This is a genomic window from Oceanobacillus timonensis (genome assembly GCF_900166635.1).
Classification (GTDB): Bacteria; Bacillota; Bacilli; order Bacillales; family Amphibacillaceae; genus Oceanobacillus; species Oceanobacillus timonensis.
On record NZ_LT800497.1, the window covers coordinates 472,303 to 496,753 of the forward strand.

A 24,451-nucleotide genomic window follows, 5' to 3' on the forward strand; every position below is an offset into this window, starting at 1 on the left:
CTGTATAGTAGAAGGGCTCATCGTAAAGCGCAACAAATATTGAGTTTATATGCGTTCATGAGAACGAAGCAGATTTCGTTTCTTTTGGAAGCAAAACGTAAGAAAAAAACATACCGTCAACGTATGATAGAATCATTTGAACAGGACCCTTTGGAATGTCCGTGTTGCCGTAAACAGATGGAGCTCATTGGAATATGGCATGCTGACTATGGGTGGATTTATCATTACATGGAGGATGTAGAGAAAGAAAGAAGGAGGAGATACGGAATTGACAAACCCAAAAGAGCCGGATAAATCAGATGAATTTTTTCCAGACTGGCTGGACGAAGAGGATCCTTTTGGCTTAAAAGAAGAAATGAAGATCATATTATTTCAATGTTTAGATTGCCATGGAACCGATGAAGTCCCGGAGTATATCATTGGTGAATTTAGTGTGGATAAAAATAATAGAGATGAAGTAGAACTTCATTGTCCGCATTGTAATGGCACTATGATTGAAGCGAAAAACGTCCCAAGTGATTAGCATCTACTTGGGACGTGATTTAGTCGCGTTAGCGATTTTGTTCTTAACTCAACTTTCGTCCCTAAGAATAAGCATATAAACCTTGTTGTTCCAGGATGAACATGATCTCTATTGTCATGCTTGCTTTTGGTTCAATCATCCTTCTATTTTTTGAACAGGATAGGCTGTATAGCTCCGCTCCGGCCAACCACTCCGCTTTCCAACGTACAAGTGTTTTCGATGGGATGAGTAAGCGCAGCCCCAGTGGGAAGACCCCGCAGGAAAAAAGCGAACTTCTTTTTTTACCCGCGGGGCATAAGAGCGACTTTAGCTTTGTCTGCGCCTTTCGGCTTGCCAATCGCTAAGTCTCCTTTACCGGGGAGGCTGAGCTCAAGCCCGCGGAAAGCGTAGTGTTTTTCCGTAGCGGTCGCCTTACACTTTACCTTCAAATCTTTGTCAACAGCTATACGGAAGAAACAATCAACCTTGTTTCTATAGAATGAAAGTTACTTTTTTTAGTGCAAAAGTTAAGTAATTAATTATATTGCTCCAGCTCTTTTCTTACTTCAGCAATTTCCCCTTCTAAACGGACTAATTGTTCTTCGGCAGAGGAGACGCGTCCTTTGACGAATTCCAGTTTGTCTAAATCACCTTGAATTCGTGTATAATCTGACTTTAATTCATCTAATTTTTGTTCCAGTTCTATCTTTGTTTGCAAGAAAATCCCTCCTTAAATTAAAGCATCATCCTTATTCTTTTTGGAATCTACATAGGTCTGATAAAAATGAACTACAATGGTCCGGATAACAGCGTATACAGGAATAGCGAATAAAATTCCTAAAAATCCGGCGATACTTCCTGCTGCCAGAATAGCGGTAATGACTGTTAATGGATGCAGACTGAGTGTCTGCCCCATGACATTTGGAGTAATCAGGTTGCTTTCAATCTGCTGGGCAACAAGCATAATGATAGAAACCCAGATTAAGTTCATCGGTTCTTGAAAGCCGCCAACCAATAGAGCTGGTATAACAGCAATATAAGGCCCTAAGAATGGAATTACATTCATCATCATACCAAATAATGCAAGCACAACGGCGTATTCTAAACCGATGATTAAATAACCGATTAATAATAAAACACCGACAGCAAAACTGACTAATAGCTGTCCCTGAATGAAGGATGACAGGACATGATCAATTTTACTTAATAAAGTATGCAGATTATCTGCTTTTTTCTTATCGAAAAATTGCAGTAAAAATGGGACAAGTTTCTTACCGTCTTTTAACATAAAGAAGAGAAAGAAAGGAATCAGGATAATACCGGCAACAATGCTGACTAATTGACCAATAAAGCTGCCTAAAAATCCAAATACGTTATTTAGCACATTCTCAATATGTCCGGGAATATCATTCGCAAAATTATTGATGGCATCGATGACTTGATCAGGAACGAGCGCAATATTATCTTGCCAATAATTAATCCAGCCTTCAACCATATTGACCATTCCGGGAATACTTTCCATCAGGCGTTCAAACTGGTCGCGGGCAATCGGCCAAATAAATAAAATAAATAAGGCAATCGCACCGATAATAACCAGAAACACAAGGAAGATAGATAAAATCTTCGGCACTTTTATTTTTACGAACAGATTAAAAAGCGGCCTGGTTAAGTAATAAATAATACCTGCACCAATGATTGGGAGCGCCACGGCACCAATTAATTGCAGAACGGGTGTGAAAATAAAATGAGTGATTGATATAAGAAAAATTAATGTAAATAAACAGATGAAAAAAATAAAAAATTGAAACCAGCGTTTTTGCGTCATTCGATCACACTACTTTCTTTCTATTGATATGCTTTATTTTACATTAACCGAAATAAGAAAGCTATAAACATCTTTAGCTGATTTTTGAAGGATACTTCCACTATACTTGAAGCGGGGTTCTTCCAGCAAGTTGCCCTGCGATAGAAAGGAAGCTGCTTGAAAAAAGTATTGACAAAGTTCATAAATAAGGTTTTAATAAAGTATACTTTATTAACGGAATAGTATATTTCCTGAAGGGGAGTAGCTGTACACGTAAAGTCGTCATTACGGGATATTCTTATCTCCGGCTTTAGGTGGCAACCGCGATGTTGTTAGCGAGACCTTTACCGATTGCAGGTAGAGGTCTATTTTTATGGCCTTTTCTGCAAAACACATGTAGAAAAGGAGAAAACATCATGGGAACAGAATTATTACTGGAATATTTATGGGTCTTGCTGGTTTTAGTTGCGTTAGAAGGATTATTAGCAGCTGATAATGCGCTTGTGCTGGCAATTATGGTAAGACATCTTCCGGAAAAACAAAGGAAGAAAGCATTATTTTATGGATTAGCAGGGGCATTTGTATTTCGTTTTGCTTCGCTGTTTGTTATTTCGCTGCTGGTTGATTTTTGGTTAGTACAGGCATTTGGAGCCATCTACCTTTTAGCTATATCAGGGAAAAATCTATACGATCGATTTAAAAAGAAAGAACCGGATAAACCGGAGACACAGAAGCAAACCAAAGAAAAATCATCTCCAGAAAAAAATCAAGCGCTCGAACAGGCTTCACCAAAGCAATTTTGGCTGACTGTTTTGAAGGTAGAGCTTGCAGATATCGCCTTTGCTGTAGATTCGATTTTAGCAGCTGTTGCTTTAGCAGTAGCATTACCTCCAACCGGCTTTGGCCACATGGGAAGCTTGGATACCGGCCAATTTGCTGTTGTATTTGCCGGGGGAATGATTGGCTTAATTATCATGCGGTTCGCTGCTAATGTTTTTGTCACTCTCTTGCATAAACGGCCAACCTTGGAAATTGCCGCATTCCTTATAGTTGGCTGGGTCGGAGTAAAACTGGCTGTAATGGTATTAGCCAACCCGGATTTAGCCATTCTTCCAGAATACTTCCCGCATGCTACTGCATGGAAGGTTTCTTTCTATGTCATCCTTGTAGGAATTGCGCTTTTCGGCTGGTTCGCGTCCAGCCCGAAAATCAAAAGAAATAAAGAACCATCCAACTAAAGCGTTATATAGGGAGCAAGAAAGTCGTGCTGCATTCTCAAATGGTCAGCACGACTTTCTTGTTTCTCAACTAAAAGATGCAATTTTTTGTAAAAACACTGTCAATACGTCATAATGAAGGGAAAGAAAAATGAGTGTCAGGAGTGATTCGAATGACATTACACCACTTTCATTTAAAAGGCGAATGGCAAGGTGGACGTAATAGTGAAGGTTATATAGATGCTGGAAATTTGCAAACGAAAATATCTATCCCGCCAGAAATGGATGGGCCGGGTATTGGTACAAATCCAGACGAAATGCTGCTTGGAGCAGCTGCAACATGTTATATCATTTCATTGGCAGCTATGCTTGAACGGTCCCATATCCCCGTTGCCGATATAGGCATAACCTCCGAGGGGATGGTTGATGTAACGGAGGGAATCTTCACATATGAAAAAATTATCCATCGTCCTCATATAACTTTGAAAAAAGAAACAACTGAAAAGCAAACACGTTTAACCAACAAGCTTATAGAAAAGGCAGAGAAAACGTGCATGATTTCAAGAGCTATAGAAGGAAATGTTCAAATAGAGATTGCCCCTGTTGTTCGAGTAGAAGAATAAATCGGATTAAACTAAATGATGGTAATCCAATGTATTTGACATTTATGTGGAAAATGATTTCGTTATGTTACATTTTTTCGTGACACTAACAAAATGATTACAAAACGATGAAAATTAGTCTTTTAGGGAGATTTTTTAAATAGAAATGGGTAAAGTAGAGTATGTGGCATAAAATGAGATTGAATTCCATGTCATTTCATTTGGGGGACAGCGTTTGTTTCTACCCATTTTAGTACAGGATTTTATATGGAATAGCCATTTATGCTTATGAAAACATGTGTACAGATAAGAGGGATAAACGATGGGACGAAATGCATTCTTTGATAATGCGAAAGTATTTTTGATTTTCCTCGTTGTTTTTGGTCATATGATTCAGCCTTTTATCAGTGATTCAAAGTCGACGGAAGCAATTTATATCTGGATATACACCTTTCATATGCCGGCATTTATTTTATTGGCTGGTTTCTTTGCGAAAGGTTCAGGAAACAAAAAATATATATGGAATCTCATGAAGAAATTAATCATTCCATATTTTATTTTTCAAACATTATATACAATATATTATTTTTTCATAGGTAAAGCAGATTGGCAGACAGGGGTTTTCTATCCGCAATGGTCTCTCTGGTTCCTGTTCAGTTTATTCAGTTGGCATATCCTGCTGGTACTGTTTAAAAAAATTCCGGCAGGCTGGAGTATTACCTTATCGATATTTATAGGAATCATTGTCGGTTATTTTGGAGAAATTGGGCATTCGTTCAGTTTATCGAGAACATTTGTGTTTTTCCCATTCTTTTTAATCGGCTACTGGTTAACCGTCGATCAGGTGATGCTGGTGAAAACCCGGAAGGTAAAGACAGCTTCTATTGCTGTGATGGCCACGATGTTTGTGCTCATTTATGTATTTCCGGTCATAGACACCGGCTGGCTGCTTGCTTCCCAGTCTTACAGCAGCTTAGGCTTGGAAAGCTTGGGAGGCTTGGTCCGATTACTTGTTTATGTCATTGCAGCTATTATGACAACCTGTATATTAGCATGGATTCCGAAAAGAAATATGGGCTGGGTGACCAAACTTGGCACAAGAACATTATATGTTTACCTGCTGCATGGTTTCATTATCCAATTTCTGCGTGAATTTGATTTATTAGCAGTAAATCACTGGTTTGATGTTGTCGGCATTGCCGGCCTGGCAGCGCTGATTGTCATTACATTGTCCAGCAAACCCGTTTTAACTATCTCACAGCCATTTATTGAGGGTAGTTTAGCGAAAATCAAATCTTTATTTAACCATCAGCATAAGGGAACATCTTCTTAAAAACAGCTGTTATAAAAAAATGCGGAGCTCCTTTTCGGGCTCTGCATTTTTCATGCTTTATTTAAAATAACAGATGAGCAATAATCGTAATAATCGGAAGTGTAATTACAGTACGCATTAAAAAGATAATAACCAGGTGACGGAAGGATACGGGGATTTTTGTACCCAGAATCAGTCCACCAACTTCAGACATGAAAATAAGCTGTGTTACCGATAGTGCGGCAATAATAAACCTTGTTATCTCTGCTTCCACACCTGTAATTAAGATAGCAGGGAGGAACATGTCTGCAAAACCGATCAGCAGTGTTTCAGATGCTTCTTGAGCAAATGGAATTTGCATCAGCTCTAAAATAGGAACAAACGGCATCCCAAGCCATTGGAATAAAGGTGTGTATTCCGCAATGATAACGGCAATTGTCCCGAATGCCATCACAACCGGGGTGACAGCAAACCACATATCCAAAATATTTTTTCCGCCATCTACAAAGAAGGTACGGAGACTCGTTTCTTTCTCTGCCCGTTTGACAGCATTTTTAAATCCGTACGTAAACACATTATCAGAGGCAGGAATTTTTTCATCACTGCTTCTTTCTTTTCCGTTTATATAAGTATTTGACATTCTGGAAAGCGGTGGAATCCGCGGCATAATAAAAGCTGCAACTCCCCCTGCAAACAGGATAGTGAAATAAAACGGTAAAAACATGTAATCTAAATTTACTTCTTGTAAAATAACTAACGTAAACGTAATCGATACAACAGAGAAGGTTGTACTGATAATAGCAGCTTCCCGTTTTGTATAATATCCTTCTTCATACTGTTTATTTGTCAGCAATACACCAATCGTAGCATCGCCAACCCAGGAAGCTAAACTATCTACAGAAGCCCTGCCCGGGAGGCGGAATAAAGGCCGCATTACTTTTTGCATAATACCGCCAAAAAACTCCAACAGTCCAAAATTGGTTAAGAACGGCAGGAACAGACCGGCAAACAGGAATGTGGCAAACAATGTGTGCAGCAGGCTGTCCAGCAGCATTCCGCCAGTATCTTCGTTATAAACAAATTCCGGTCCAACCTGGAAATAAACCATAATGGCAAAAACAGCGGCTAAAATACGTGTAATTGTCCAGAACCATGTTGTAAAAAATAAATGATGCAGAAACGGGAATTTCTGGAAATATGATGCGCCAGCTAATTTAGCGAAGATGGTGCCCGCGGCGGTTATTATAATGACAATCATCATAATAAGAGATAGATGATTTTCCAAAATATCTTGAAACAGTCCTGCTAAAAAGGCAATTGGTATGGTAAAGCCGTCCTCTGTCGGTAATGGATATAGGAAAAGAAATAAACCGATGAGAGACGGAATAATAAATTTCATAATATGGCGAAAGGAATAAGATTGCATTTATTTTCCTCCTTGAAATAAACTTAAAATATATGACTGTATGATTATACACTCGAACGTAACTTTATTCAATAGAAAATGTGAGACCATGATTGAATATAGTATGCATCGGGTATATAAAATTATAGCAGTAAAAAATAGATACCAAAATCATTTACGTGGCAATAATATATTTTATATAATAAAATAACAGGAAGGATCGTTTTATTCTATGTAATACAAATAATGAATAGAACGACCCTGTTTCACGCATTGTAAAGGTGAAAGGTTCATCCCATGTTCAACGAACCATCATAAAGGCATACTATAGGAGGTATAAATGATGAGTGATTATTTACGTAAAGGATTTTTACTGGGATTAGGCGCTGCAGTAAGCGGGAAAGAAAAATTTGAACAAAAAGTAAAAGAATTAGTGGAAAAAAACGAGTTAACACAGGAGCAGGCAAGAACTGTTTTAGATAATTTTATGGAAAAAGGCAGCAGCAAAAAAGATGAGTGGGATGAAAAAAGCAGAGAGAAGAAGAGAGATTTGGCAAGAGAAACCGGCATTGCAACAACAGAGGAAATCGATGAATTGCGAGCCAGAGTGAATGTCCTAGAAGAAAAGCTGGGAGTTTCTTCACAAGAAGATGAGACAGAAGCATCTGAAGAAAAAGAATAAAAATAGACGAAAGAGCAAGACGCTTATCCTATCAAGGAAGCGTGTTGCTCTTTTTAAAATTGGAAAGGAGCATCCCAATGACTGAAATTCACGGAGCAGTTATCGATAATCAGACAAGGTGTACACATTACCACCAGCTTCATGATATTATTGCGATTAAATTTAAATGCTGTGGCAAATATTATCCATGCTATCAGTGCCATCAAGAATTTGAAAATCATAACATCGCTGTATGGGGAAAACATGAATTTGATACATTGGCGATAGTGTGCGGCGTTTGTAAAACAGAACATACGATAAACCAATATTTGAACACAAATACATGTTTGCATTGTAAATCCCTGTTTAATGAAGGCTGTCAAAACCACTATCATTTGTATTTTGATTATACCGCTGCTAATGGTAAACAATAAGGAAGACGTTTTATTTTATACAAACGTCTTGTCATTTTATCATTTTTCCGTTAGTATCTTATGTAAGTACCTGGTACTAATTATGAATAAAGGAAGAGAAACATGTATTACACAGCTGCATATCTATTAAAAGTAATATTAAATATATTTGGACGTGTCAATGTATTTCAGAAAGAAAAACTTCCCGAATCAGACGGGTACATTATTGCATGTACCCACTCAGGATGGGTTGATATTTTGTGGTTAGGCGTCAGTCTGTTGCCGACAAAAGTCCATTACATGGCAAAAAAGGAATTATTTCAATCAGGTCCTTTAAGATGGCTCATGAAAAAATTGAATGCTTTTCCAGTCGATCGGGATAACCCAGGTCCCAGCACGATTAAAGTACCGCGAAAACTTTTAAAAGATGGAAAAGTTATTGGCATTTTTCCTAGTGGTACAAGGACAACCAATCAGGTTCCATTGAAAAGGGGAGCAGTCACAATTGCTGCATACAGCAAGGCGCCTATTGTGCCGGCAGCTTATATCGGACCGAATAATTTTAAAGAACTCCTCCAATTTAAGAAACCAAAAATTATTTTTGGTGATCCAATCTATTTGTCTGAAGATATCCCTCGAAAAGAGGCAATGGACGAGATGATGGAAGTAATGAATGAAAAACTGTATGCATTACAATCTACTATAGAATCGAAAATTTGAAATATTCTCCTATTGAAGATAAAAAAAGACAATGCTATAATATCTCTATCATTTACTGCACAGTATAGGTATAGGAGGAGTTTTCAAGAATGAAAAACTTTTTTCATCTTTATCATCAAACGTCTACACAACTAGGAAGGGAACTGGAAGAAACCGAGGTTACGTTTTTGAAATGGATGTATGAACGCTATACGGTGGAGGAAATATCAAGAAGAAAGTTAGTGGAAAATCGTATATCAAGATAAAGAGCAGAAAGGCGAATACCGTCTAAAGCTCTTTTTTTATGTTTTCCATTTTGAAAAGTTTAACTGACCCGTGAATATGCTATAATGCATAGTGGATGTTACATAAAGGAGGGGTTCCATGGCTGTAAGCAATGAAATAATCATTAATAAAATGATTGGTGAGCTGGAAGAAGCCAAAACAAAAGCCCATCAGCAAGATCAGGTAAAAAAACATATGGAGAATATCCATTTATTAAGTGAACTATTTATTTCAGGCAGTACAGATTCCAATATGACGGACCAGAGAATGGAACAGGTGCAGGTAAACATGGAAGAAACAGAAGAGCATATTTCAGAAGCGGAAATGAAAGCAATGCTTGGCAAGCAGTCAACCGGAAAAACAGTCCCATCTGAGAAGAAGTTACATGAAGGGGACGCCAATGGAGATTCGTTATTCGATTTTTAGGCTATACAAGGGTTCAAAAGATAGCATTTCTTTTGAATACAAACATCTATATAAATTGAATTAATAAATCTACCTTTTGTATTTGAAAAATGAGTCCATTTATTTCAAGGCTAAACACTTTAATAGCGCAGTGTTTTTCCGGAGCAAATGTCAGAAGGTAAAATTTTAATTTATCTATATAAGATGTAATTATGATTGGAGATGAATAAGATGAAACTATTTATAATCATTGGAGCTGTCTTAGGCTTTTTAGCAGTAGCTCTTGGAGCATTTGGAGCCCACGGCCTGGAAGGAAGATTATCCGAAAAAGCCTTAACAAATTGGGGGAAAGCAGTAGATTATCAAATGTTCCATACCGTGGCCATTGTTGCTGTAGCGCTTCTTTTAGGAAGATTCGAGGGAAGTAATCTGTTTGCATCAAGCGGCTGGCTGTTTTTAGCAGGTATTGTGCTATTTTCAGGAAGTTTATACCTATATGCTTTAACCGGAGTCAAAACACTTGCGATGATTACACCAATTGGAGGACTGTCCTTTTTAGTGGGTTGGGTTTTATTAGGAATCGGAGCGATGAAATTACTATAAATTTATGCGTTTTAGCCTTTGCACGTTTAAAGGTTAAAACGTTTTTAATTTAGATAGAAGAAAAGCGAAGTAATAAATAAAAACAGCAACATTGCCCGGATGGCTTGTTTTATTCCGTCTGACCCTCTGCGGGTATGAAGCAGAATCAAAGCGTGACTAAGCATGCTGCCGATAAAAAGATAACAAGCAAGGAATAAAAAGAACACCCACCCTGTTATCCAGGCAAAAATACCGATAAACAAACCGGCAATAATCGTCATTACTTCCATACGTATTAATTTTTCCAGAGGATGTTTCATGGTCATCTCCTCACAATGCGGTTAATGAGTTACGTAAGGAAAAGCGTAGACAACAAGTGATGTCTACGCTTTATTCATTGCCTCAATGCATGATCTGGATTGGCCGTTGGATAATTACTGCTGATCACTAAATGGGTAAGCATAATTAATTTCTTCATCAAACAGCACATAATCTAAATAGACCATTAATAATAAGAAACGCCGGTTGGAATTTTCCTCCCGGATGAGAATGTGATCCCGTCCGGCTTCTTCGAGATATCCACGGAATGCGGTGGGTTCTTGACCTTCAAACGTCAGATAAAAGGTACCCAGTTTTCCGCGGTTCAGTCGTAAAATATTTTCAATATAAGATTGCTGATTGGTCAGCTGCCCGTTGCCATTTCCATTTCCGTTACTGGGTTGGGCATATTGTCTATATGGATAAGTTGGGTAAAAACTTCCCGTCGCTGCAGGATAGTAATAGTATGGGTTCGGATAGGCAGGCTGTGGATTATTTATTGGCTGATTCGGGTTTATTTGATCACTCATTATTCCACTCTCCTTTTCGATAAAGAAATTGCATTCTATTTACCAAAAATCTTTCTTCCGGTATACATCAGGACATTCACCTTCAGAGGCACATAAAAATAATGTTCTTTGTATCTTTCTGTATTCCATTGACCATATCACTGGTCAGGGCAAGCATCTTCAGGCATAAAAACCAAAGCGAATTCAAAGCCGGGTACTGTATTTCACCTGGAAGCACGCTGCTTCTGCATGCATTCGCCGGGTAAGTTAATCAACGCCCGCTTCATAATGAGCAATAATTGCCATAGATCAACCTCATTTCTTGAAAAAATCTTCAGTGTCAGCTCATTAATGATATGTATGTAGGAAAGGATATCTTCATGATACATTTTTGTATAAAAAAAGAGACCTTTTACAGTCTCTTTTTTAATATACATTATGATAATGCAAGATAATCAGCGAGTTCATCCGTTGCTAAGTAATTACCCATGATGAAGTCACCAAACTCAGCATATTTCGTTGTTACTTCATCAAAACGCATTTCATAAACGATTTTTTTAAATTGTAATGGATCATGAGCAAATAAGGTAACGCCCCATTCCCACTCATCCAGACCAATCGATCCAGTGATGATTTCTTTGACTTTACCGGCATATTTACGTCCAGTCATGCCATGCTCATAAAGTAATTTCGTACGTTCATCTTTATCAATTGTGAACCAGTTTGCGTCCGAATTACGGCGTCGTGCCATTGGATAGAAACAAGCATGTTCCCATTTCGGCATCGTTGGTTTTAAGCGTTCTTTCACGTATGGGGAAAGCTCCCGGTCATCACCGGCTTTCATTGGGTCATGCATCGTCATTTCGATAATAGACACATAGGAATAGCCCGGGATTAAGAAATCACCTAGTATCGTTTTATTGATAGCTGTTTTAATTTCTTCCAGCTCGTCCATGGTTTCACGTAAGAAAATAAACATCAGGTCGGCCTTATTTCCAACAACTTTAAAGATATTGTGACTGCCTTCTTTATTTTCTTCTACGGTTTCCCATTGTTTAATAAGTTCTTTAAACTCATTGATCGCTTGATTTCTTTCGTCTTCAGAGATGGATTTCCAAGCTGTCCAGTCAAAATGACGCGTGTCATGTAATGCGGACCAGCCATCTACAGTTACTACGGGTTCTGCCATCGTTTATACACTCCTTCATAAATGAAAATACTGATTCTATATTAACTATAGCATAACCAGAAGGGGAGAATCATATAAAAAAAGGCATAAAATCATGTTATCTCGTGTATTGTCAAGGGTTTGTCAAAATTGGAAAGGGTGTATATCATTGGTAGAAAAATCTAAAAAATCAGCAGATATCGCCGTTGGACAAAAGAAAACGGATGTAATCCTTTTCACTGATTTTCCAGGGTTCAAGGCTTTATTTGTACGGTTAAATGATATATCATGAAAGAGAATATGAAGGTAAATTAGACCGTTTTTTCAAGTGAAAAAATTAACAACGATTCAATGAACGTGGTAACGATATGAGGAGGTTTCATCATGGGTTTATTTGAACAATTAACCGAGAAAGTAAAAGGAAATAACAAACGTATTGTATTCCCTGAAGGTTTAGATGAACGGATACTGACAGCGGCAAGCCGACTGGCTGAAGACGGCGTGCTTACACCTGTTGTCATTGGCAATAAACAAGAGGTGGAACAAAAGTGCGCAGATTTAAATATACAGACAGCTGGACTTGAAATCGTCGACCCTGCAACCGACGAAGGATTTCAAGAAATGGTGGAGGCTTTTGTAGAAAGAAGAAAAGGAAAAGCCACCGAAGAAGATGCGAAAAAAATATTGTTAGATGAAAATTATTTTGGTACGATGCTCGTTTATTTAAATAAAGCAGATGGTCTTGTAAGTGGTGCGGCGCATTCCACAGCGGATACAGTGCGCCCGGCATTACAGATTATTAAGACGAAAGAAGGCGTACAGAAAACTTCCGGCGTCTTCATTATGGTAAAAGGGGAAGAAAAATATGTCTTTGCTGATTGCGCCATTAATATTACACCAGACAGCAATGACTTGGCAGAAATTGCGGTAGAAAGTGCCAAAACAGGTGCTTTATTTGATGTTGATCCCCGTGTCGCTATGCTCAGCTTTTCAACTGCCGGTTCTGCGAAATCACCGGAGACAGAAAAGGTGACGGATGCATTAAGCCTTGCAAAGGAAAAAGATACATCCCTTGTTATTGACGGGGAATTTCAATTTGATGCAGCATTTGTACCAAGTGTGGCAGAGAAAAAAGCACCGGATTCCGTGATTAAAGGGGATGCTAATGTATTTATATTCCCAAGTTTGGAAGCTGGTAATATTGGCTATAAAATTGCACAGCGCCTGGGCGGTTTTGAAGCAGTCGGTCCGATTCTGCAAGGGCTGAATAAACCGGTAAATGACTTATCCAGAGGCTGCAGTGCGGAAGATGTATACAACCTTGCACTGATTACAGCAGCGCAAGCAACAGCAGAATAATACAACGATAAAAACAGCCTGACGCAGATGAATTCATCTGCGTCAGGCTGTTTTTATGTGGGTTGATTCCTTACTTATACATGTTCATTCCGTTTTATCATTTGCTGATACCTTTTATCAAAATTCTTTTGCTCTGTATCCTGCATTGGGATCGTAACCATTTCTTCCGTTAAACCCTTTAACGTATGTACTACCCGTTGTTTGGTTTCTTCTACGGTTAAAGATACTCCCAATAATTCAGAGAGGGAAGCCATCACTTCCGGATTCACTTCGGGATAAGTAAAGGTTGTTTCTTTATTTTGCTTTGCAATATGGTAAAATTCCCGGATCAAAGAAGCGCGTGCTTGGCTGTTTCCTTCGATATCTAAATAAATTTGCACGGAAATCCCTTTTTTGACACGGCGTTGTGAAATACCTGCAAATTTTTTCCCATCAATACTTAAATCATAATCGCCGGGACAGTAAGAACCAACAATTTCATAAGCTTCAATGGCGTCGGTTAAATCCGCAAACATGGCCTGGACAAAGCGAACCATCGCTTCGTAACAATCATAGATAGACAAACTAGTTGCTCCAGGGATAATAAGGGAAATATTGAGCACACCCTCATCCAGCGCAACAGCAAGCCCTCCTGAATTACGAACAATTCCCTGGTAATGATTCTCCTCAAGAAATGCTATCCCCTCTGTAATATAGGGAAGACGAGAATCAGGAATACCCAATACAATGGTGTCTGCATGCACCCATAAACGAATAACAGGTGGAGATGTTTCTTCGCTGACAGAAATAGCCAATGCATCATCTATAGCGAAGGAAGCAAGTGCGGTATTTGGTTTGCCTGCGACCGTATTTTCTGCCGAGTGATCTATATATCGAAATGTATTATGACGAATAATTTCTTTCCAATTTTTCATCGTGTTTTATCCTAAACCTTTCATCAGTTTCCTAACTGTATTATAATATATTCAAAGCATATATGGAAAAAAAGTATAAGAGGATGTTCAAAAAGTCCAATAAAAATGACATGGCGGGAAAAGGAACTTCTACTAAGAACGCCCACGTCGTGTGGGCAACGTAGAAGTCACCACAACACGCGAGAAGTCCGTTCGGAAAAAGCAGGTCGCCTTGAACTTTCGACGCACAAATGTTTCCGATGGGGCGAGTAATCGCAACCCCAGGACGTCGCGAACTTAGCCGACTTGGTCCTATTTATCGGACTTTTTGAACACGCACTATAAAAAGTTTCATCAAAGATAGACAGAAATAGATGGAATCTTTTCCGGAAAAGGACGCTGGCATTTTTCGGAAAGCACGGATGGAGATAAAGAAATGGCATATAAAGATGAACAATTAACAGAAGAAAAGGTATTTAAAGATCCGGTTCACCGGTACATTCATGTACGTGATCGGGTCATCTGGGATTTGATTGCTACACCGGAATTTCAGAGACTGCGCCGGGTGAAACAGCTGGGTACGACCAATCTGACTTTTCATGGAGCAGAGCACAGCCGTTTTAGTCATTCCTTAGGGGTCTATGAAATTGTCAGAAGGATTACGACTAATTTTGCAGACCGGGAAAGATGGGACAGGGAGCAGCGTGTGCTGTGTCTTTGTGCTGCATTATTGCACGATTTAGGGCACGGTCCGTTTTCCCATTCTTTTGAGAAGGTATTTAAACTGGATCATGAACAGTTTACCCAGCAGATTATCTTAGGGGATACGAAGGTCAATGCGGTGTTAACAAGCGTATCTCCTGATTTTCCTGAGAAAGTAGCAGATGTGATTGCTAAAACGTATTCGGACAAGCTTGTGGTAAGTCTGATATCCAGTCAAATTGATGCCGACCGGATGGATTATCTGCAGCGGGATGCTTATTTTACCGGGGTAAGCTATGGCCATTTTGATATGGAACGTATTTTGCGAGTGATGCGGCCGATGGACGATCAGGTAGTCATTAAATCAACCGGCATGCATGCGGTCGAGGACTATATTATGAGCCGTTATCAAATGTATTGGCAGGTTTATTTTCACCCTGTAACAAGAAGTGCAGAGGTTATCTTGTCAAAAATATTTCAACGGGCAAAGATATTATATGAAGATGATACCTACGAATTTCAACTGGAGCCGACACACTTTATTTCCTTTTTTGAAGAAAAAGTGAAGCTCTCAGACTATTTAAAACTGGATGATATGATTGTATACTATTATTTTCAGCAATGGCAGGAAGAAAAAGATGACATATTGGCAGATTTAAGCTATCGGTTTATTAATCGGCATTTATTTAAATATGTGGAATATAATCCTGACCCGCAAATCAATGCAGGGATGGAGCTTTACCAGTTGTTTAAACAAGCGGGTATTAATCCAGATTATTATTTAGTAGTCGATTCTTCGTCTGATTTGCCATATGATTTCTACCGGCCGGGTGAAGAGGAAGAACGTCTGCCAATCCATCTTTTAATGCCAGATGGCGGTTTGAAGGAATTATCCCGTCATTCGGATATTGTCGAGGCCATTTCTGGTAAAAAAAGAACGGATCATAAATTATATTTTCCTAAAGATAGTATTCAGCGAATAGAAGATACGGATTTGAAAAAACGGATTTTAGATATATTGTACGGGAAGGAATGACCATTTGTGTTAGACAATCATGCGAAACTGCTCTATTTTTTCTCTCAAGCCAAACAAGTGACAGGAAGAAAGAAATTACAAAAAATGATTTATATTTTGCAGCAAAACCGTGTTCCCTTTGAAGAAAAATATCAATTCCATTTTTATGGACCTTATTCAGAGGAATTAACTTTGCGGGTGGAGGAACTTTGTAACTTACACTTTTTAGATGAGGAAAAGGAAGAGAAAAGTAACTACCACCAATATCACTACACTATTACAGAGGATGGACAAACCTTTTTAAACCAATTTGAAGTGAATATGCCAGATCTACAGGGCCAAATCAATCATTTACAAAATTGCAGTGCCCGCTTTTTAGAGCTTGTCTCGACCATGTTATATTTTTCGTATTTGTCAAAAGAAGAAATCATTGATAAGGTGCATACTGTAAAGGCAAAATTGAAATATACAGAGGAAGAAATGAATGAAGCATTCCAATTTGTTGAGGAATTGCCGGACAAGTCTTCTCACTAAAAATGCTGTTTAGAACGTGATAAAATAAAACAAAAGCCTAAATGAAGCCAGGAGGGGAATACAATGACAGATGGAAATAAAAAGAAGAATTCATTTACGATTATAAAAGATGACTCCACTGATGGGCATGGCGGTTATGGAGCTGGGACAGTCAGCCTTGAAAATATGTCATCGATTATTGTAGATCCGAATGAAGATAAAGCATATGTTGATATGGATGCGATGCATGCAAGGAGTTCCGTCGAACGCCGTGTGAAATGGATAAGAGATCGTGAGGAAGTACAGGGCGGAAAGCTTTATTGGATTGTCTGGGTAACAGTGGAAAAAGGAGAAAACGGTCCTTACTATGCTGGAGTTGCCGGCAGTGAAATCCGCGTGAACCGGGAAATCAAACGAGCTTATAAATCCATGGCAGAGCATGTAAAACATATGGAGAAATCATTAAAAGGAAAAATTATCGTGGAGCATATGGATGAGCATTCTAAAAAGTTATTAGGTGATTTCTTAAAAGAATTCAAACCGGAAATGTGGGAAAACTCGACACAAGAGCTGAAAGAGCAATTAGATATCTAATGGATAATGACATGAATTGTGAATGAATTATGAACATATTTAGAATTTCTTGTACTTTTCGCAAATCCTTTGTAAACTATGAGTACATGGGCTGAACTCATGTTTACTAGGACAAAAAAGCGGTCCGTATCGAATTGGTCGATACGGACCGCTTTTTTGCCCAGCTAAAATAATGAATCAAACCACTTTTCCAGAATCCCTGGATCTTCGGTATCTTCTATATCCTCGTCCCGCTGGTCAATATCTCCATTATGGCAGTACCCAAGCGGCTCCGTTCCTTTTTCATAAAACATAATCCTGCTTTTTTCACAGTTGGTGTCTGCTCGTAAACCACTGACTGGGTCGATAGGAAGGCCGACCACCCCGGAAGGCATTGGGAAAACATTTTTGCCGTCTTCGTCAATATTTTCCATGTACTTTGCCCATATTTCTTTCGAAAAAGCAGTTTCGGATACATTTGTCATTTCCCGGTGATCATCATATCCGACCCAGATTCCGGTAGATACAACTGGGCTGTAGCCCATCATCCAGCTGTCAAAATCTGTTGTGCCGGATTTGCCGGCATAAATATCCGTCAGCTGACTTTGCAGACTGGCCCCGGTTACACTGGTATAGTTGTTTAATGTTTCATCAAACATACCGGTGAGAAGCTGGGTCAGTATAAAAGCTTTCTTTTCGTCCAGGACGGATTCTCCTTCTTGCTTTGCATGCGTGTAAAGCGTTTTTCCATCAGCATCCGTAATTTTTTCAATAAGATATGGTGTGACTGCTTTTCCGCCGTTCGCAAGTCGGGCATAAGCGTTGGTAAGCTCCATGACGGAAACAGAAGAAGTCCCGAGCGCCAGAGAAGGGACATTCTGTAAATCACTTTCGATCCCAAATTTTTCAGCTGTTTTTAAAAATCGCTCTCCACCAACATAAAGGGCCGTTTTCACAGCATAAATATTATCCGATAAAGCAATAGCTTCAGCAAGGGTAATGGGCGCATCTGCATAATAACCGTTGAAATTGCTCGGCTTATAAGTAGAACCATCTGCAAGTTCAAAAGTCGTTGCTTCACTGGTTAACGTCGTGCTGGCTGTATAACCGTTTTCCAAGGCAGCATAATATAAAATGGGCTTGAAAGTTGACCCGGGCATCCGTTTAGCGTCCATAGCCCGGTTGTAACTGCTCTCTTTATAATCCGTACCGCCCAGCATCGCTGCAATTTCACCGGTCTGTGGAACAATGGAAATACCGGCTGCTTCCAAATCACTTTCTTCATCGATGGTCTCGGAAGCTGCAAGTTCCATCTCTTGCTGGTAATCGCTATTCAACGTCGTATGCAATTGATAACCGCCAAGCTTTATTTCTTCTACATCCTTATCCAAAATGGCCGCTGCTTCTTTTAACGCTTCTTCCTTAAAAAAGGATGCTTCATCTTCAACTGGTTCTTCCTGCTGATACGATAATGCTTCATTTATTGCCTCTGTATATTCTGCCTCCGTAATCAGTTCATTTTCAAGCATTCGCCTGAGAATGAGATGCTGCCTGTCCGTGGCATTTTCTAAATGATTAAGCGGCGAATAATAGGTTGGCCCCTTTGGAATTCCTGCCAGCATACTCGCTTCTGCCAAAGATAACTGGTAAGCAGGTTTTCCAAAAAAATAGTTGCTCGCTGCTTCAATACCGTGAGCCCCATGTCCGTAATAAATGGTATTCATATATCCTTCCAAAATTTCTTCCTTGGAATAAAACATTTCCAAACGAATCGCATAGAAAGCTTCTTGCAGTTTACGAGACCATGTTTTCTCTGCAGATAAATAAAGATTCCTGGCGTATTGCTGGGTAATGGTACTGGCTCCCTCTTTTAAAGAGCCGGTAACAAAATTATTCCATAGTGATTTCGCAATACGAAAGAAATCCAGTCCGTTATGATCAAAAAATCGATTATCTTCAATGACCATCGTTGCTTGAATCGCCGAAGCATCGATATCTTCTAAAGAAACCCATTCATAAGAATCCCCAAACGTATCTTCTATTACTTCGCCTTCCCGGTCATAATAGACTGCAGGAGATTGATTGCTGAGGTTTGGGGGACCCATGAGATAGGCTAATAAATAAATAGCTAAAATGCCGGCAATAATCAACAAAATGATACCGCCGATGATTTTATAGATTAGACGCATCTCTTTTAATGATTTCATCCTTTATCTTCTCCAAAATAAATATGTCTTGTCAAAATGATGTTACTGGAGCTTTCTTCTCTTTATTTATTATGGAAAAAGAAAGGCTTTTATAAACGTATAAGTTTTTAGGCAGCAAGAGTATTGCTTATCAGGGTGTTTTATAGATATAATAAGTAGACTATAATTATAAAATGGAATGAATCATTAAAGGAGTACTTATGTCACAGCAATCGGAACCAGTCAATATAAAGCTTGAGACATCGATTTATGATGTGGACTCAGGTGAGCAGGAAACGCAGGAACAATCCTTTACAGGAGAATGGACGAAAAAAGGTAATATCGATGTTCTCAAATATGAGGAAATGATGGAAGAAGCAGGAACGATTCAAAATGTCGTGATGATTCGTCCAGAACGTGTTTCTATCAAGCGTACAGGAGCTATCCGAATGAATCAGCAATTTCAATCAGGCCAAAAAACGGAAAATATCTATCAGCATATGCATGGGAATATGCATATGGAAACTTATTCGGAATCCATCACATTTCAAGAAGATACTATGCCGCGTGTGCTTGAGATAAAATATACGATGATCATAAATGGCCAAATGGAGCGCAAACATAAGCTCCGGCTGCAATTTTCAACAAAATAAGCAAGGATTTTCCCACCTTCAAGGAGTGCGAAGCGCATATGCGTGGAGGAATTGCCAAGAAGTAACTCCGTGGCAGGAAGGGTGGTACCTCTTTCTGACATAAGAGTAATCAGCCTATATTCCATGTTCCTTAAACTACCTGTGTGGATTGAAATAAACAAGGAGGAAATAACATAATGAACGTATTAGCACAAACAGAAGAGACACTAAAGCAGCAAATTCATACAGCGGTGCTTGCTGCAGGACTTGCGACAGAGGATACGATCCCGTCAATTATTTTAGAAAAACCAAAAGATAAAGCACACGGCGACTTTGCCACCAATATTGCCATGCAGCTGGCACGGATTGCAAAAAAAGCCCCGCGCCAGATTGCGGATGATATTACAGCAAAATTAGATAAGCAGGCAGCATCTGTGGAAACAGTCGATATTGCCGGACCAGGTTTTATTAATTTCTATATGAAGCAGGATTTCCTGGGAGAAGTGATTGAAACAGTACTGCAAGCAGGAGATGCTTACGGAACTTCCCGCGACGGTAACGGCGAAAAAGTACAAGTGGAATTTGTTTCTGTTAACCCGACCGGTGACCTGCACTTAGGCCATGCTCGAAATGCTGCTTTTGGAGATGTCTTATGTAATCTTTTTGCAGCTGCCGGTTATGAAGTGGAAAGAGAATATTATATCAACGATGCCGGAAATCAGATTAATAACCTGGGCTTATCGGTAGAAGCGCGTTATCTGCAGGAAGTAGGACAGTCTGTCGATATGCCGAAAGACGGCTATCATGGACAGGCTATTATTGACATCGCTAAAAAGCTTGTGAAAGAAGAAGGAAGCGTCTGGACAGAGGAAACGCATGAAAAGCGCCTGGATTACTTTAAAGAATATGGTTTAAAGGCTTCTTTGCGTAATATTGAAAATGATTTAAAAGATTTTCGCGTGGCATTTGACAGCTGGTTTTCGGAGCGTTCTCTTTATGAAAACAATCAGATTGGCGATGCTCTGCAAGTCCTGGAAGATGGCGGCTATACGTATGAAAAAGACGGTGCACTATGGTTTAAGACGACGGCCTTTGGTGATGATAAGGATCGCGTACTTATCAAGCAGGACGGAGCATATACGTATTTAACACCAGATATTGCCTATCATAAAAATAAATTAGACCGCGGATTTGATCAAATTATTAACGTCTGGGGCGCGGATCACCATGGATATATCCCGAGAATGCGTGCTGCTCTCGAGGCTTTAGGATATCCAGTTGATAAATTTTCCGTGAAAATTATTCAAATGGTGAATCTGTTTGAAGGCGGCGAAAAAGTGAAAATGAGTAAACGTACCGGTAAAGCCGTATCCTTAAGAGAGTTGATGGATGAAGTAGGCATTGACGCTGTCCGTTATTATTTCGTAGCGCGTTCGAATGATTCTCAGTTAGATTTCGATATGGACCTTGCGAAATCACAATCGAATGATAATCCGGTTTATTATGTGCAGTATGCGCACGCACGTATCTGCACGATGCTTGAACAGGCGAAAAGCAGAGGCTTTGCAACAGACGATGTTTTTGATGCGTCCTTACTGACAGCGGAAAAGGAACTGGACCTGCTTAAAAAAGTAGGAGAGCTACCGCAGGTGATTGCAGAAGCGGCAGATAAACAGATGCCGCATAAAGTCACACAGTATGTATTCGACTTGGCGACGACCCTGCACAGCTTCTACAATGCAGAGAAAGTGTTGGATGCAGATGATCTTCCGCGTACAGGAGCTCGAATTGCTTTGATGAAAGCAGTGCGTCAAACATTGGCAAATGGGCTGGATATTTTAGGTGTAGACGCTCCTGTAAAAATGTAATATAGAAAAAGAATCGAAAAAACCTGCAGAGAAATCAGCTTTCTCTGCAGGTTTTTTTCGTGCTTTCCATCTTTTTATATAGCTGCGCCCTCTGTCCAACCCTGAATATATTCATTTTTATATTTTCTTTTTCTCTAATTTACAGAATTTTACGCACCCTTGACGCTCTACCTCATATACTATATAATCCTTATAAGTTTAGTTGTAATTAATTTAAATAGAAGGGGAGGTTCCCTATGAAAGTAAATTTGGAGCAGGTAAATAAAAGCTTTCCCAAAGGAAAAAATGATTCGCTCCATGTACTGGATGATATCGATCTCAAGATTGAAGCAGGCGAATTTGTTTCTTTGCTTGGACCTTCCGGCTGCGGAAAGTCCACCATTTTGAATTTAATTGCTGGTTTGGACAGTCCAACATCCGGAGAAGTGTATGTGAATGATAAAAAGGTGAAAGGGCCGGGCACAGATCGTGTCGTTGTTTTTCAGCAGGGTGGTTTATTTCCATGGATGAACGTGATGGATAACGTTACATATGGACTGCTTTTGAAAAAAATGAGCAAAAAAGAAGCTGAAGAAAAAGCAATGGAAGGGCTTCGGATGGTACATCTCGGTAATTTTGCGCAGGCGTTCCCTCATGAGTTATCTGGAGGCATGAAGCAGCGCGTTGCTATTGCGCGTGCTCTGGTGATGGATCCAGATGTTCTTTTAATGGATGAACCATTTGCAGCTCTCGATGAACAAACACGGATTATTTTGCACCAGGAACTTCAGGAAATTTGGCAGAAAACGGGAAAAACTATTTTGTTTATTACCCATAATATCCGTGAAGCACTCACGCTTTCGGAACGGGTATTGCTTATGAGTACGAGACCAGGAGCAATCAAAAAATCATTCAGAGTACAGGCGGCACGACCTCGAAACCCTTCTGACAGTGTGATTGTAGACTTGGAGAAACGTGTGATGAGCGAATTGGAAGAAGAGATGGAGAAAGTGTTGAAGGAGGAGTTCGGAGATGATTACCGCCTTAAGACGAGTGATATTCGTGATCGTGATCGTGACTATATGGGAGATCATATCTAAGTCCAATCTATTCCCTACTTTTATGTTTCCGCCGTTATTGATTCCGAATGACCCAGGTGGAGTCACTGTATTAAGTACATTAGTGAATGGTCTGATCTCGGGACAAATACTTGGAGCCACGGGAATGACACTGGGAAGGCTATTGCTTGGCTTTTCCATAGCAGTAGTTTTAGGTCTTATTTTTGGTTTTTTAATTGCCCGTTATAAATGGGTGGATGACACACTTGGTTTTTTTGTAACTGCTTTGCAGTCAATCCCGAGTATTGTCTGGTTCCCGCTGGCTATCGTCTGGTTTGGACTTGGGAATATAGCCATTTTATTTATTGTCACCATTGGCGCGACATGGACGATGACAGTGAATGCGAGCACGGGATTTAAAAATGTTCCCAATATTTATTTAAATGCAGCACGGACACTGGGATCATCAGGAGTTCACCTTGTACGAACCGTGATTCTCCCGGCATCTGTACCGCATATCATTTCCGGTCTTCGTGTTGCCTGGGCCTTCGCCTGGAGAGCGATTATGGCTGGAGAGCTGCTCGGTAGTGATGGTGGTCTGGGGTACCTTTTAGATATGGGACGCTCTTTGCAATCGATGGACCTTGTACTCTCTATTATGATTGTGATAGGTGTGATCGGTACGATTATGGATAACCAGGTATTTCTTAGAATGGAGCGGTCCGTCGCAAGAAAATGGGGAATTGGAACTTGATGGGGAGGATGAAAAATATGAAAAAACGATTTGTTGGTTTAGGTATATTACTGTTATTGGGGATTGCAGGTTGCGGATCCGAAGAAAGTGCAGATGAAATACACATTGGGTATTTTCCAAACTTCACACATATCACCACAGTGGTTGCCTTAGAAAATGGTTATTTTGAAGAAGAGCTTGGGGAAGATGTCAACATTGAAACATCTACGTTCCCGGATGGCAGTGCCTTTATGGAGGCTATGTCCACAGAAGATATTGACATTGGCACCGTTGGCCCGTCTCCGGCGACAACAACCTATTTAAGAAACCCAGAGCATGAGATTATTGCTGGAGCTGTGAATGGTGGAGCTGTCCTTGCAACACGTGAAGATTCAGGTATTGAAAGTGTCGAAGATCTGGATGGAACGCGTGTAGCAATTCCTACCATCGGTTCCACACAGGATATCATGTTACGAGCAACATTAGATGAGGTTGGCCTGGCAGTGGAAGACGAGGGGGGAACAGTAAGTATGGTACCGCAAGCACCTGCTGATACATCAACGCTGTTCTTGCAGGGCGATGTCGATGCTGCGGCCACTCAAGAACCTTGGGGTGTATATTTAGAAAATCAGGTAGATGCCGACATTCTTCTTGATGAAGAAGAATTTGCATGGGGAACAGAATCAACGACAACCGTTGTTACTGCCCGTAAATCATTCACAGAAGGCAATGAGGATTTAACGCAGGCCTATTTGCGCGCTCACGCTCGAGCGGTTGAATTTATTGAAGAAAATCAGGAAGAAGCAGTTGAATTGTTTGTGAATCATATCGAAGAAACGACAGGTAACGAGCTCGATTATGAAGAGACACTGGAAGCAAGTAACCGTCTCAACCCGACGTATGAAATCAATGAGGAAGTGCTGCAAGAAATGGCGACCATCAGTTATGAAGCTGGGTATATGCAATCAGACGATATCGAAGGGTTAGTTAATCAGACGTTTTTGGAAGCTGCGTTAGAAGAATAGTATAGTAAAAAAGAACGCTTGACTGGATGTTGA

The 24,451-nt window shown here is 39.8% G+C and carries 27 protein-coding genes and 1 pseudogene; 20 read left to right on the forward strand and 8 right to left on the reverse strand.

Features of this window, described 5'->3' with window-relative positions; translation table 11 throughout:
• Both B7E05_RS02630 and B7E05_RS02635 read left to right on the forward strand, forming a co-directional pair.
• Nucleotides 1-294 (forward strand): annotated as a pseudogene (locus B7E05_RS02630) (IS91 family transposase); the annotation flags it as partial.
• Nucleotides 269-523, forward strand: a complete 255-nt coding sequence (locus B7E05_RS02635) for a hypothetical protein (protein ID WP_245832918.1) — start codon at nt 269-271, stop codon at nt 521-523. The pseudogene B7E05_RS02630 and the gene B7E05_RS02635, both read left to right, overlap by 26 nt.
• Before the next feature lie 514 nt (nt 524-1,037).
• On the opposite strand, the gene B7E05_RS02645 is transcribed toward B7E05_RS02635, so the two are convergent.
• On the reverse strand, nt 1,038-1,220 hold the full coding sequence (locus B7E05_RS02645) for an SE1832 family protein (protein WP_080872284.1): 183 nt from the start codon (nt 1,218-1,220) through the stop codon (nt 1,038-1,040).
• Between the two features lie 12 nt (nt 1,221-1,232).
• Nucleotides 1,233-2,327 carry an AI-2E family transporter gene (locus tag B7E05_RS02650; protein ID WP_080872286.1) on the reverse strand — a complete coding sequence of 365 codons (1,095 nt, stop codon included), beginning with the start codon at nt 2,325-2,327 and terminating at the stop codon, nt 1,233-1,235.
• 395 nt (nt 2,328-2,722) lie between these two features.
• On the opposite strand from B7E05_RS02650, the gene B7E05_RS02655 reads away from it, so the two are divergent.
• The 3 genes from B7E05_RS02655 to B7E05_RS02665 all read left to right on the forward strand — a co-directional run bounded on the left by B7E05_RS02655 (nt 2,723) and on the right by B7E05_RS02665 (nt 5,458).
• Nucleotides 2,723-3,544 carry a TerC family protein gene (locus B7E05_RS02655; protein ID WP_080876192.1) on the forward strand — a complete coding sequence of 274 codons (822 nt, stop codon included), beginning with the start codon at nt 2,723-2,725 and terminating at the stop codon, nt 3,542-3,544.
• 152 nt (nt 3,545-3,696) lie between these two features.
• On the forward strand, nt 3,697-4,146 hold the full coding sequence (locus tag B7E05_RS02660) for an OsmC family protein (RefSeq protein WP_080872288.1): 450 nt from the start codon (nt 3,697-3,699) through the stop codon (nt 4,144-4,146).
• 301 nt (nt 4,147-4,447) lie between these two features.
• A complete protein-coding gene (locus B7E05_RS02665) occupies nt 4,448-5,458 on the forward strand; it encodes an acyltransferase family protein (RefSeq protein WP_080872290.1) in 1,011 nt (336 codons plus the stop codon).
• Between the two features lie 61 nt (nt 5,459-5,519).
• Here the strand turns inward: B7E05_RS02665 and B7E05_RS02670 are convergent, their stop codons facing one another.
• Entirely contained in the window at nt 5,520-6,863 is a 1,344-nt protein-coding gene (locus B7E05_RS02670) for a YjiH family protein (RefSeq protein ID WP_080872292.1), read from the reverse strand.
• Between the two features lie 322 nt (nt 6,864-7,185).
• On the opposite strand from B7E05_RS02670, the gene B7E05_RS02675 reads away from it, so the two are divergent.
• From B7E05_RS02675 to B7E05_RS02695, 6 genes are all read left to right on the forward strand, one after another.
• The gene (locus B7E05_RS02675) at nt 7,186-7,524 is read left to right on the forward strand and encodes a phasin family protein (RefSeq protein ID WP_080872293.1); all 339 of its coding nucleotides are present in this window, start codon (nt 7,186-7,188) and stop codon (nt 7,522-7,524) included.
• A gap of 77 nt (nt 7,525-7,601) precedes the next feature.
• Entirely contained in the window at nt 7,602-7,937 is a 336-nt protein-coding gene (locus B7E05_RS02680) for a CHY zinc finger protein (RefSeq protein WP_080872294.1), read from the forward strand.
• Between the two features lie 102 nt (nt 7,938-8,039).
• The gene (locus B7E05_RS02685) at nt 8,040-8,636 is read left to right on the forward strand and encodes a lysophospholipid acyltransferase family protein (protein ID WP_080872295.1); all 597 of its coding nucleotides are present in this window, start codon (nt 8,040-8,042) and stop codon (nt 8,634-8,636) included.
• An 89-nt stretch (nt 8,637-8,725) separates the two neighbouring features.
• Nucleotides 8,726-8,881 carry a hypothetical protein gene (locus B7E05_RS22020; RefSeq protein WP_179134434.1) on the forward strand — a complete coding sequence of 52 codons (156 nt, stop codon included), beginning with the start codon at nt 8,726-8,728 and terminating at the stop codon, nt 8,879-8,881.
• Nucleotides 8,882-8,999: 118 nt separating this feature from the next.
• Nucleotides 9,000-9,326, forward strand: a complete 327-nt coding sequence (locus tag B7E05_RS02690) for a YwdI family protein (protein WP_080872297.1) — start codon at nt 9,000-9,002, stop codon at nt 9,324-9,326.
• Between the two features lie 210 nt (nt 9,327-9,536).
• Complete coding sequence (locus B7E05_RS02695; protein WP_080872298.1) at nt 9,537-9,908, forward strand: DUF423 domain-containing protein; 372 nt, start codon at nt 9,537-9,539, stop codon at nt 9,906-9,908.
• 44 nt (nt 9,909-9,952) lie between these two features.
• Here the strand turns inward: B7E05_RS02695 and B7E05_RS02700 are convergent, their stop codons facing one another.
• The 3 genes from B7E05_RS02700 to hemQ form a co-directional block, all read right to left on the reverse strand.
• Nucleotides 9,953-10,207: a hypothetical protein gene (locus tag B7E05_RS02700; RefSeq protein WP_080872299.1), complete on the reverse strand. Its 255-nt coding sequence runs from the start codon at nt 10,205-10,207 to the stop codon at nt 9,953-9,955.
• Between the two features lie 114 nt (nt 10,208-10,321).
• Nucleotides 10,322-10,735 carry a spore coat protein GerQ gene (gerQ, locus tag B7E05_RS02705; RefSeq protein ID WP_080872300.1) on the reverse strand — a complete coding sequence of 138 codons (414 nt, stop codon included), beginning with the start codon at nt 10,733-10,735 and terminating at the stop codon, nt 10,322-10,324.
• A gap of 415 nt (nt 10,736-11,150) precedes the next feature.
• The gene (gene hemQ / locus B7E05_RS02715) at nt 11,151-11,903 is read right to left on the reverse strand and encodes a hydrogen peroxide-dependent heme synthase (RefSeq protein WP_080872303.1); all 753 of its coding nucleotides are present in this window, start codon (nt 11,901-11,903) and stop codon (nt 11,151-11,153) included.
• A 363-nt stretch (nt 11,904-12,266) separates the two neighbouring features.
• Here hemQ and pta point away from each other — a divergent pair, with 363 nt between their 5' ends.
• Entirely contained in the window at nt 12,267-13,241 is a 975-nt protein-coding gene (gene pta, locus B7E05_RS02720; protein ID WP_080872304.1) for a phosphate acetyltransferase, read from the forward strand.
• Nucleotides 13,242-13,315: 74 nt separating this feature from the next.
• Here pta and B7E05_RS02725 read toward each other — a convergent pair whose 3' ends face one another.
• Nucleotides 13,316-14,155, reverse strand: coding sequence for a lipoate--protein ligase family protein (locus tag B7E05_RS02725; RefSeq protein WP_080872306.1), 840 nt, complete (start codon nt 14,153-14,155; stop codon nt 13,316-13,318).
• A gap of 415 nt (nt 14,156-14,570) precedes the next feature.
• Between B7E05_RS02725 and B7E05_RS02730 the strand changes: the two genes are divergently transcribed.
• The 3 genes from B7E05_RS02730 to B7E05_RS02740 all read left to right on the forward strand — a co-directional run bounded on the left by B7E05_RS02730 (nt 14,571) and on the right by B7E05_RS02740 (nt 16,958).
• Complete coding sequence (locus tag B7E05_RS02730) at nt 14,571-15,872, forward strand: HD domain-containing protein (RefSeq protein WP_080872307.1); 1,302 nt, start codon at nt 14,571-14,573, stop codon at nt 15,870-15,872.
• A 6-nt stretch (nt 15,873-15,878) separates the two neighbouring features.
• Entirely contained in the window at nt 15,879-16,385 is a 507-nt protein-coding gene (locus B7E05_RS02735; protein WP_080872308.1) for a YwgA family protein, read from the forward strand.
• A 63-nt stretch (nt 16,386-16,448) separates the two neighbouring features.
• Nucleotides 16,449-16,958: a YwhD family protein gene (locus B7E05_RS02740; RefSeq protein ID WP_080872309.1), complete on the forward strand. Its 510-nt coding sequence runs from the start codon at nt 16,449-16,451 to the stop codon at nt 16,956-16,958.
• A 164-nt stretch (nt 16,959-17,122) separates the two neighbouring features.
• On the opposite strand, the gene B7E05_RS02745 is transcribed toward B7E05_RS02740, so the two are convergent.
• Nucleotides 17,123-19,144: a transglycosylase domain-containing protein gene (locus B7E05_RS02745; RefSeq protein WP_080872311.1), complete on the reverse strand. Its 2,022-nt coding sequence runs from the start codon at nt 19,142-19,144 to the stop codon at nt 17,123-17,125.
• 200 nt (nt 19,145-19,344) lie between these two features.
• On the opposite strand from B7E05_RS02745, the gene B7E05_RS02750 reads away from it, so the two are divergent.
• The 5 genes from B7E05_RS02750 to B7E05_RS02770 all read left to right on the forward strand — a co-directional run bounded on the left by B7E05_RS02750 (nt 19,345) and on the right by B7E05_RS02770 (nt 24,418).
• The gene (locus B7E05_RS02750) at nt 19,345-19,776 is read left to right on the forward strand and encodes a YwiB family protein (protein ID WP_080872312.1); all 432 of its coding nucleotides are present in this window, start codon (nt 19,345-19,347) and stop codon (nt 19,774-19,776) included.
• A gap of 176 nt (nt 19,777-19,952) precedes the next feature.
• Nucleotides 19,953-21,623 carry an arginine--tRNA ligase gene (gene argS, locus B7E05_RS02755; RefSeq protein ID WP_080872313.1) on the forward strand — a complete coding sequence of 557 codons (1,671 nt, stop codon included), beginning with the start codon at nt 19,953-19,955 and terminating at the stop codon, nt 21,621-21,623.
• Between the two features lie 236 nt (nt 21,624-21,859).
• Complete coding sequence (locus B7E05_RS02760) at nt 21,860-22,702, forward strand: ABC transporter ATP-binding protein (RefSeq protein ID WP_080872315.1); 843 nt, start codon at nt 21,860-21,862, stop codon at nt 22,700-22,702.
• Nucleotides 22,635-23,414, forward strand: coding sequence for an ABC transporter permease (locus B7E05_RS02765; RefSeq protein WP_080872316.1), 780 nt, complete (start codon nt 22,635-22,637; stop codon nt 23,412-23,414). Before B7E05_RS02760 ends, B7E05_RS02765 begins: the two co-directional genes overlap by 68 nt.
• A gap of 17 nt (nt 23,415-23,431) precedes the next feature.
• Nucleotides 23,432-24,418, forward strand: coding sequence for an ABC transporter substrate-binding protein (locus B7E05_RS02770; RefSeq protein ID WP_080872317.1), 987 nt, complete (start codon nt 23,432-23,434; stop codon nt 24,416-24,418).
• Nucleotides 24,419-24,451: the final 33 nt, after the last annotated feature.

Excerpts from the sequence above, each read along its gene's own strand:
- B7E05_RS02650 (WP_080872286.1), bottom strand. The coding sequence starts at position 2,327 with ATGACGCAAAAACGCTGGTTTCAATTTTTTATTTTTTTCATCTGTTTA.
- B7E05_RS02655 (WP_080876192.1), top strand. The coding sequence starts at position 2,723 with ATGGGAACAGAATTATTACTGGAATATTTATGGGTCTTGCTGGTTTTA.
- B7E05_RS02660 (WP_080872288.1), top strand. The coding sequence starts at position 3,697 with ATGACATTACACCACTTTCATTTAAAAGGCGAATGGCAAGGTGGACGT.
- B7E05_RS02665 (WP_080872290.1), top strand. The coding sequence starts at position 4,448 with ATGGGACGAAATGCATTCTTTGATAATGCGAAAGTATTTTTGATTTTC.
- B7E05_RS02670 (WP_080872292.1), bottom strand. The coding sequence starts at position 6,863 with ATGCAATCTTATTCCTTTCGCCATATTATGAAATTTATTATTCCGTCT.
- B7E05_RS02675 (WP_080872293.1), top strand. The coding sequence starts at position 7,186 with ATGAGTGATTATTTACGTAAAGGATTTTTACTGGGATTAGGCGCTGCA.
- B7E05_RS02680 (WP_080872294.1), top strand. The coding sequence starts at position 7,602 with ATGACTGAAATTCACGGAGCAGTTATCGATAATCAGACAAGGTGTACA.
- B7E05_RS02685 (WP_080872295.1), top strand. The coding sequence starts at position 8,040 with ATGTATTACACAGCTGCATATCTATTAAAAGTAATATTAAATATATTT.
- B7E05_RS22020 (WP_179134434.1), top strand. The coding sequence starts at position 8,726 with ATGAAAAACTTTTTTCATCTTTATCATCAAACGTCTACACAACTAGGA.
- B7E05_RS02690 (WP_080872297.1), top strand. The coding sequence starts at position 9,000 with ATGGCTGTAAGCAATGAAATAATCATTAATAAAATGATTGGTGAGCTG.
- B7E05_RS02695 (WP_080872298.1), top strand. The coding sequence starts at position 9,537 with ATGAAACTATTTATAATCATTGGAGCTGTCTTAGGCTTTTTAGCAGTA.
- B7E05_RS02700 (WP_080872299.1), bottom strand. The coding sequence starts at position 10,207 with ATGAAACATCCTCTGGAAAAATTAATACGTATGGAAGTAATGACGATT.
- gerQ (WP_080872300.1), bottom strand. The coding sequence starts at position 10,735 with ATGAGTGATCAAATAAACCCGAATCAGCCAATAAATAATCCACAGCCT.
- hemQ (WP_080872303.1), bottom strand. The coding sequence starts at position 11,903 with ATGGCAGAACCCGTAGTAACTGTAGATGGCTGGTCCGCATTACATGAC.
- pta (WP_080872304.1), top strand. The coding sequence starts at position 12,267 with ATGGGTTTATTTGAACAATTAACCGAGAAAGTAAAAGGAAATAACAAA.
- B7E05_RS02725 (WP_080872306.1), bottom strand. The coding sequence starts at position 14,155 with ATGAAAAATTGGAAAGAAATTATTCGTCATAATACATTTCGATATATA.
- B7E05_RS02730 (WP_080872307.1), top strand. The coding sequence starts at position 14,571 with ATGGCATATAAAGATGAACAATTAACAGAAGAAAAGGTATTTAAAGAT.
- B7E05_RS02740 (WP_080872309.1), top strand. The coding sequence starts at position 16,449 with ATGACAGATGGAAATAAAAAGAAGAATTCATTTACGATTATAAAAGAT.
- B7E05_RS02745 (WP_080872311.1), bottom strand. The coding sequence starts at position 19,144 with ATGAAATCATTAAAAGAGATGCGTCTAATCTATAAAATCATCGGCGGT.
- B7E05_RS02750 (WP_080872312.1), top strand. The coding sequence starts at position 19,345 with ATGTCACAGCAATCGGAACCAGTCAATATAAAGCTTGAGACATCGATT.
- argS (WP_080872313.1), top strand. The coding sequence starts at position 19,953 with ATGAACGTATTAGCACAAACAGAAGAGACACTAAAGCAGCAAATTCAT.
- B7E05_RS02760 (WP_080872315.1), top strand. The coding sequence starts at position 21,860 with ATGAAAGTAAATTTGGAGCAGGTAAATAAAAGCTTTCCCAAAGGAAAA.
- B7E05_RS02765 (WP_080872316.1), top strand. The coding sequence starts at position 22,635 with ATGATTACCGCCTTAAGACGAGTGATATTCGTGATCGTGATCGTGACT.
- B7E05_RS02770 (WP_080872317.1), top strand. The coding sequence starts at position 23,432 with ATGAAAAAACGATTTGTTGGTTTAGGTATATTACTGTTATTGGGGATT.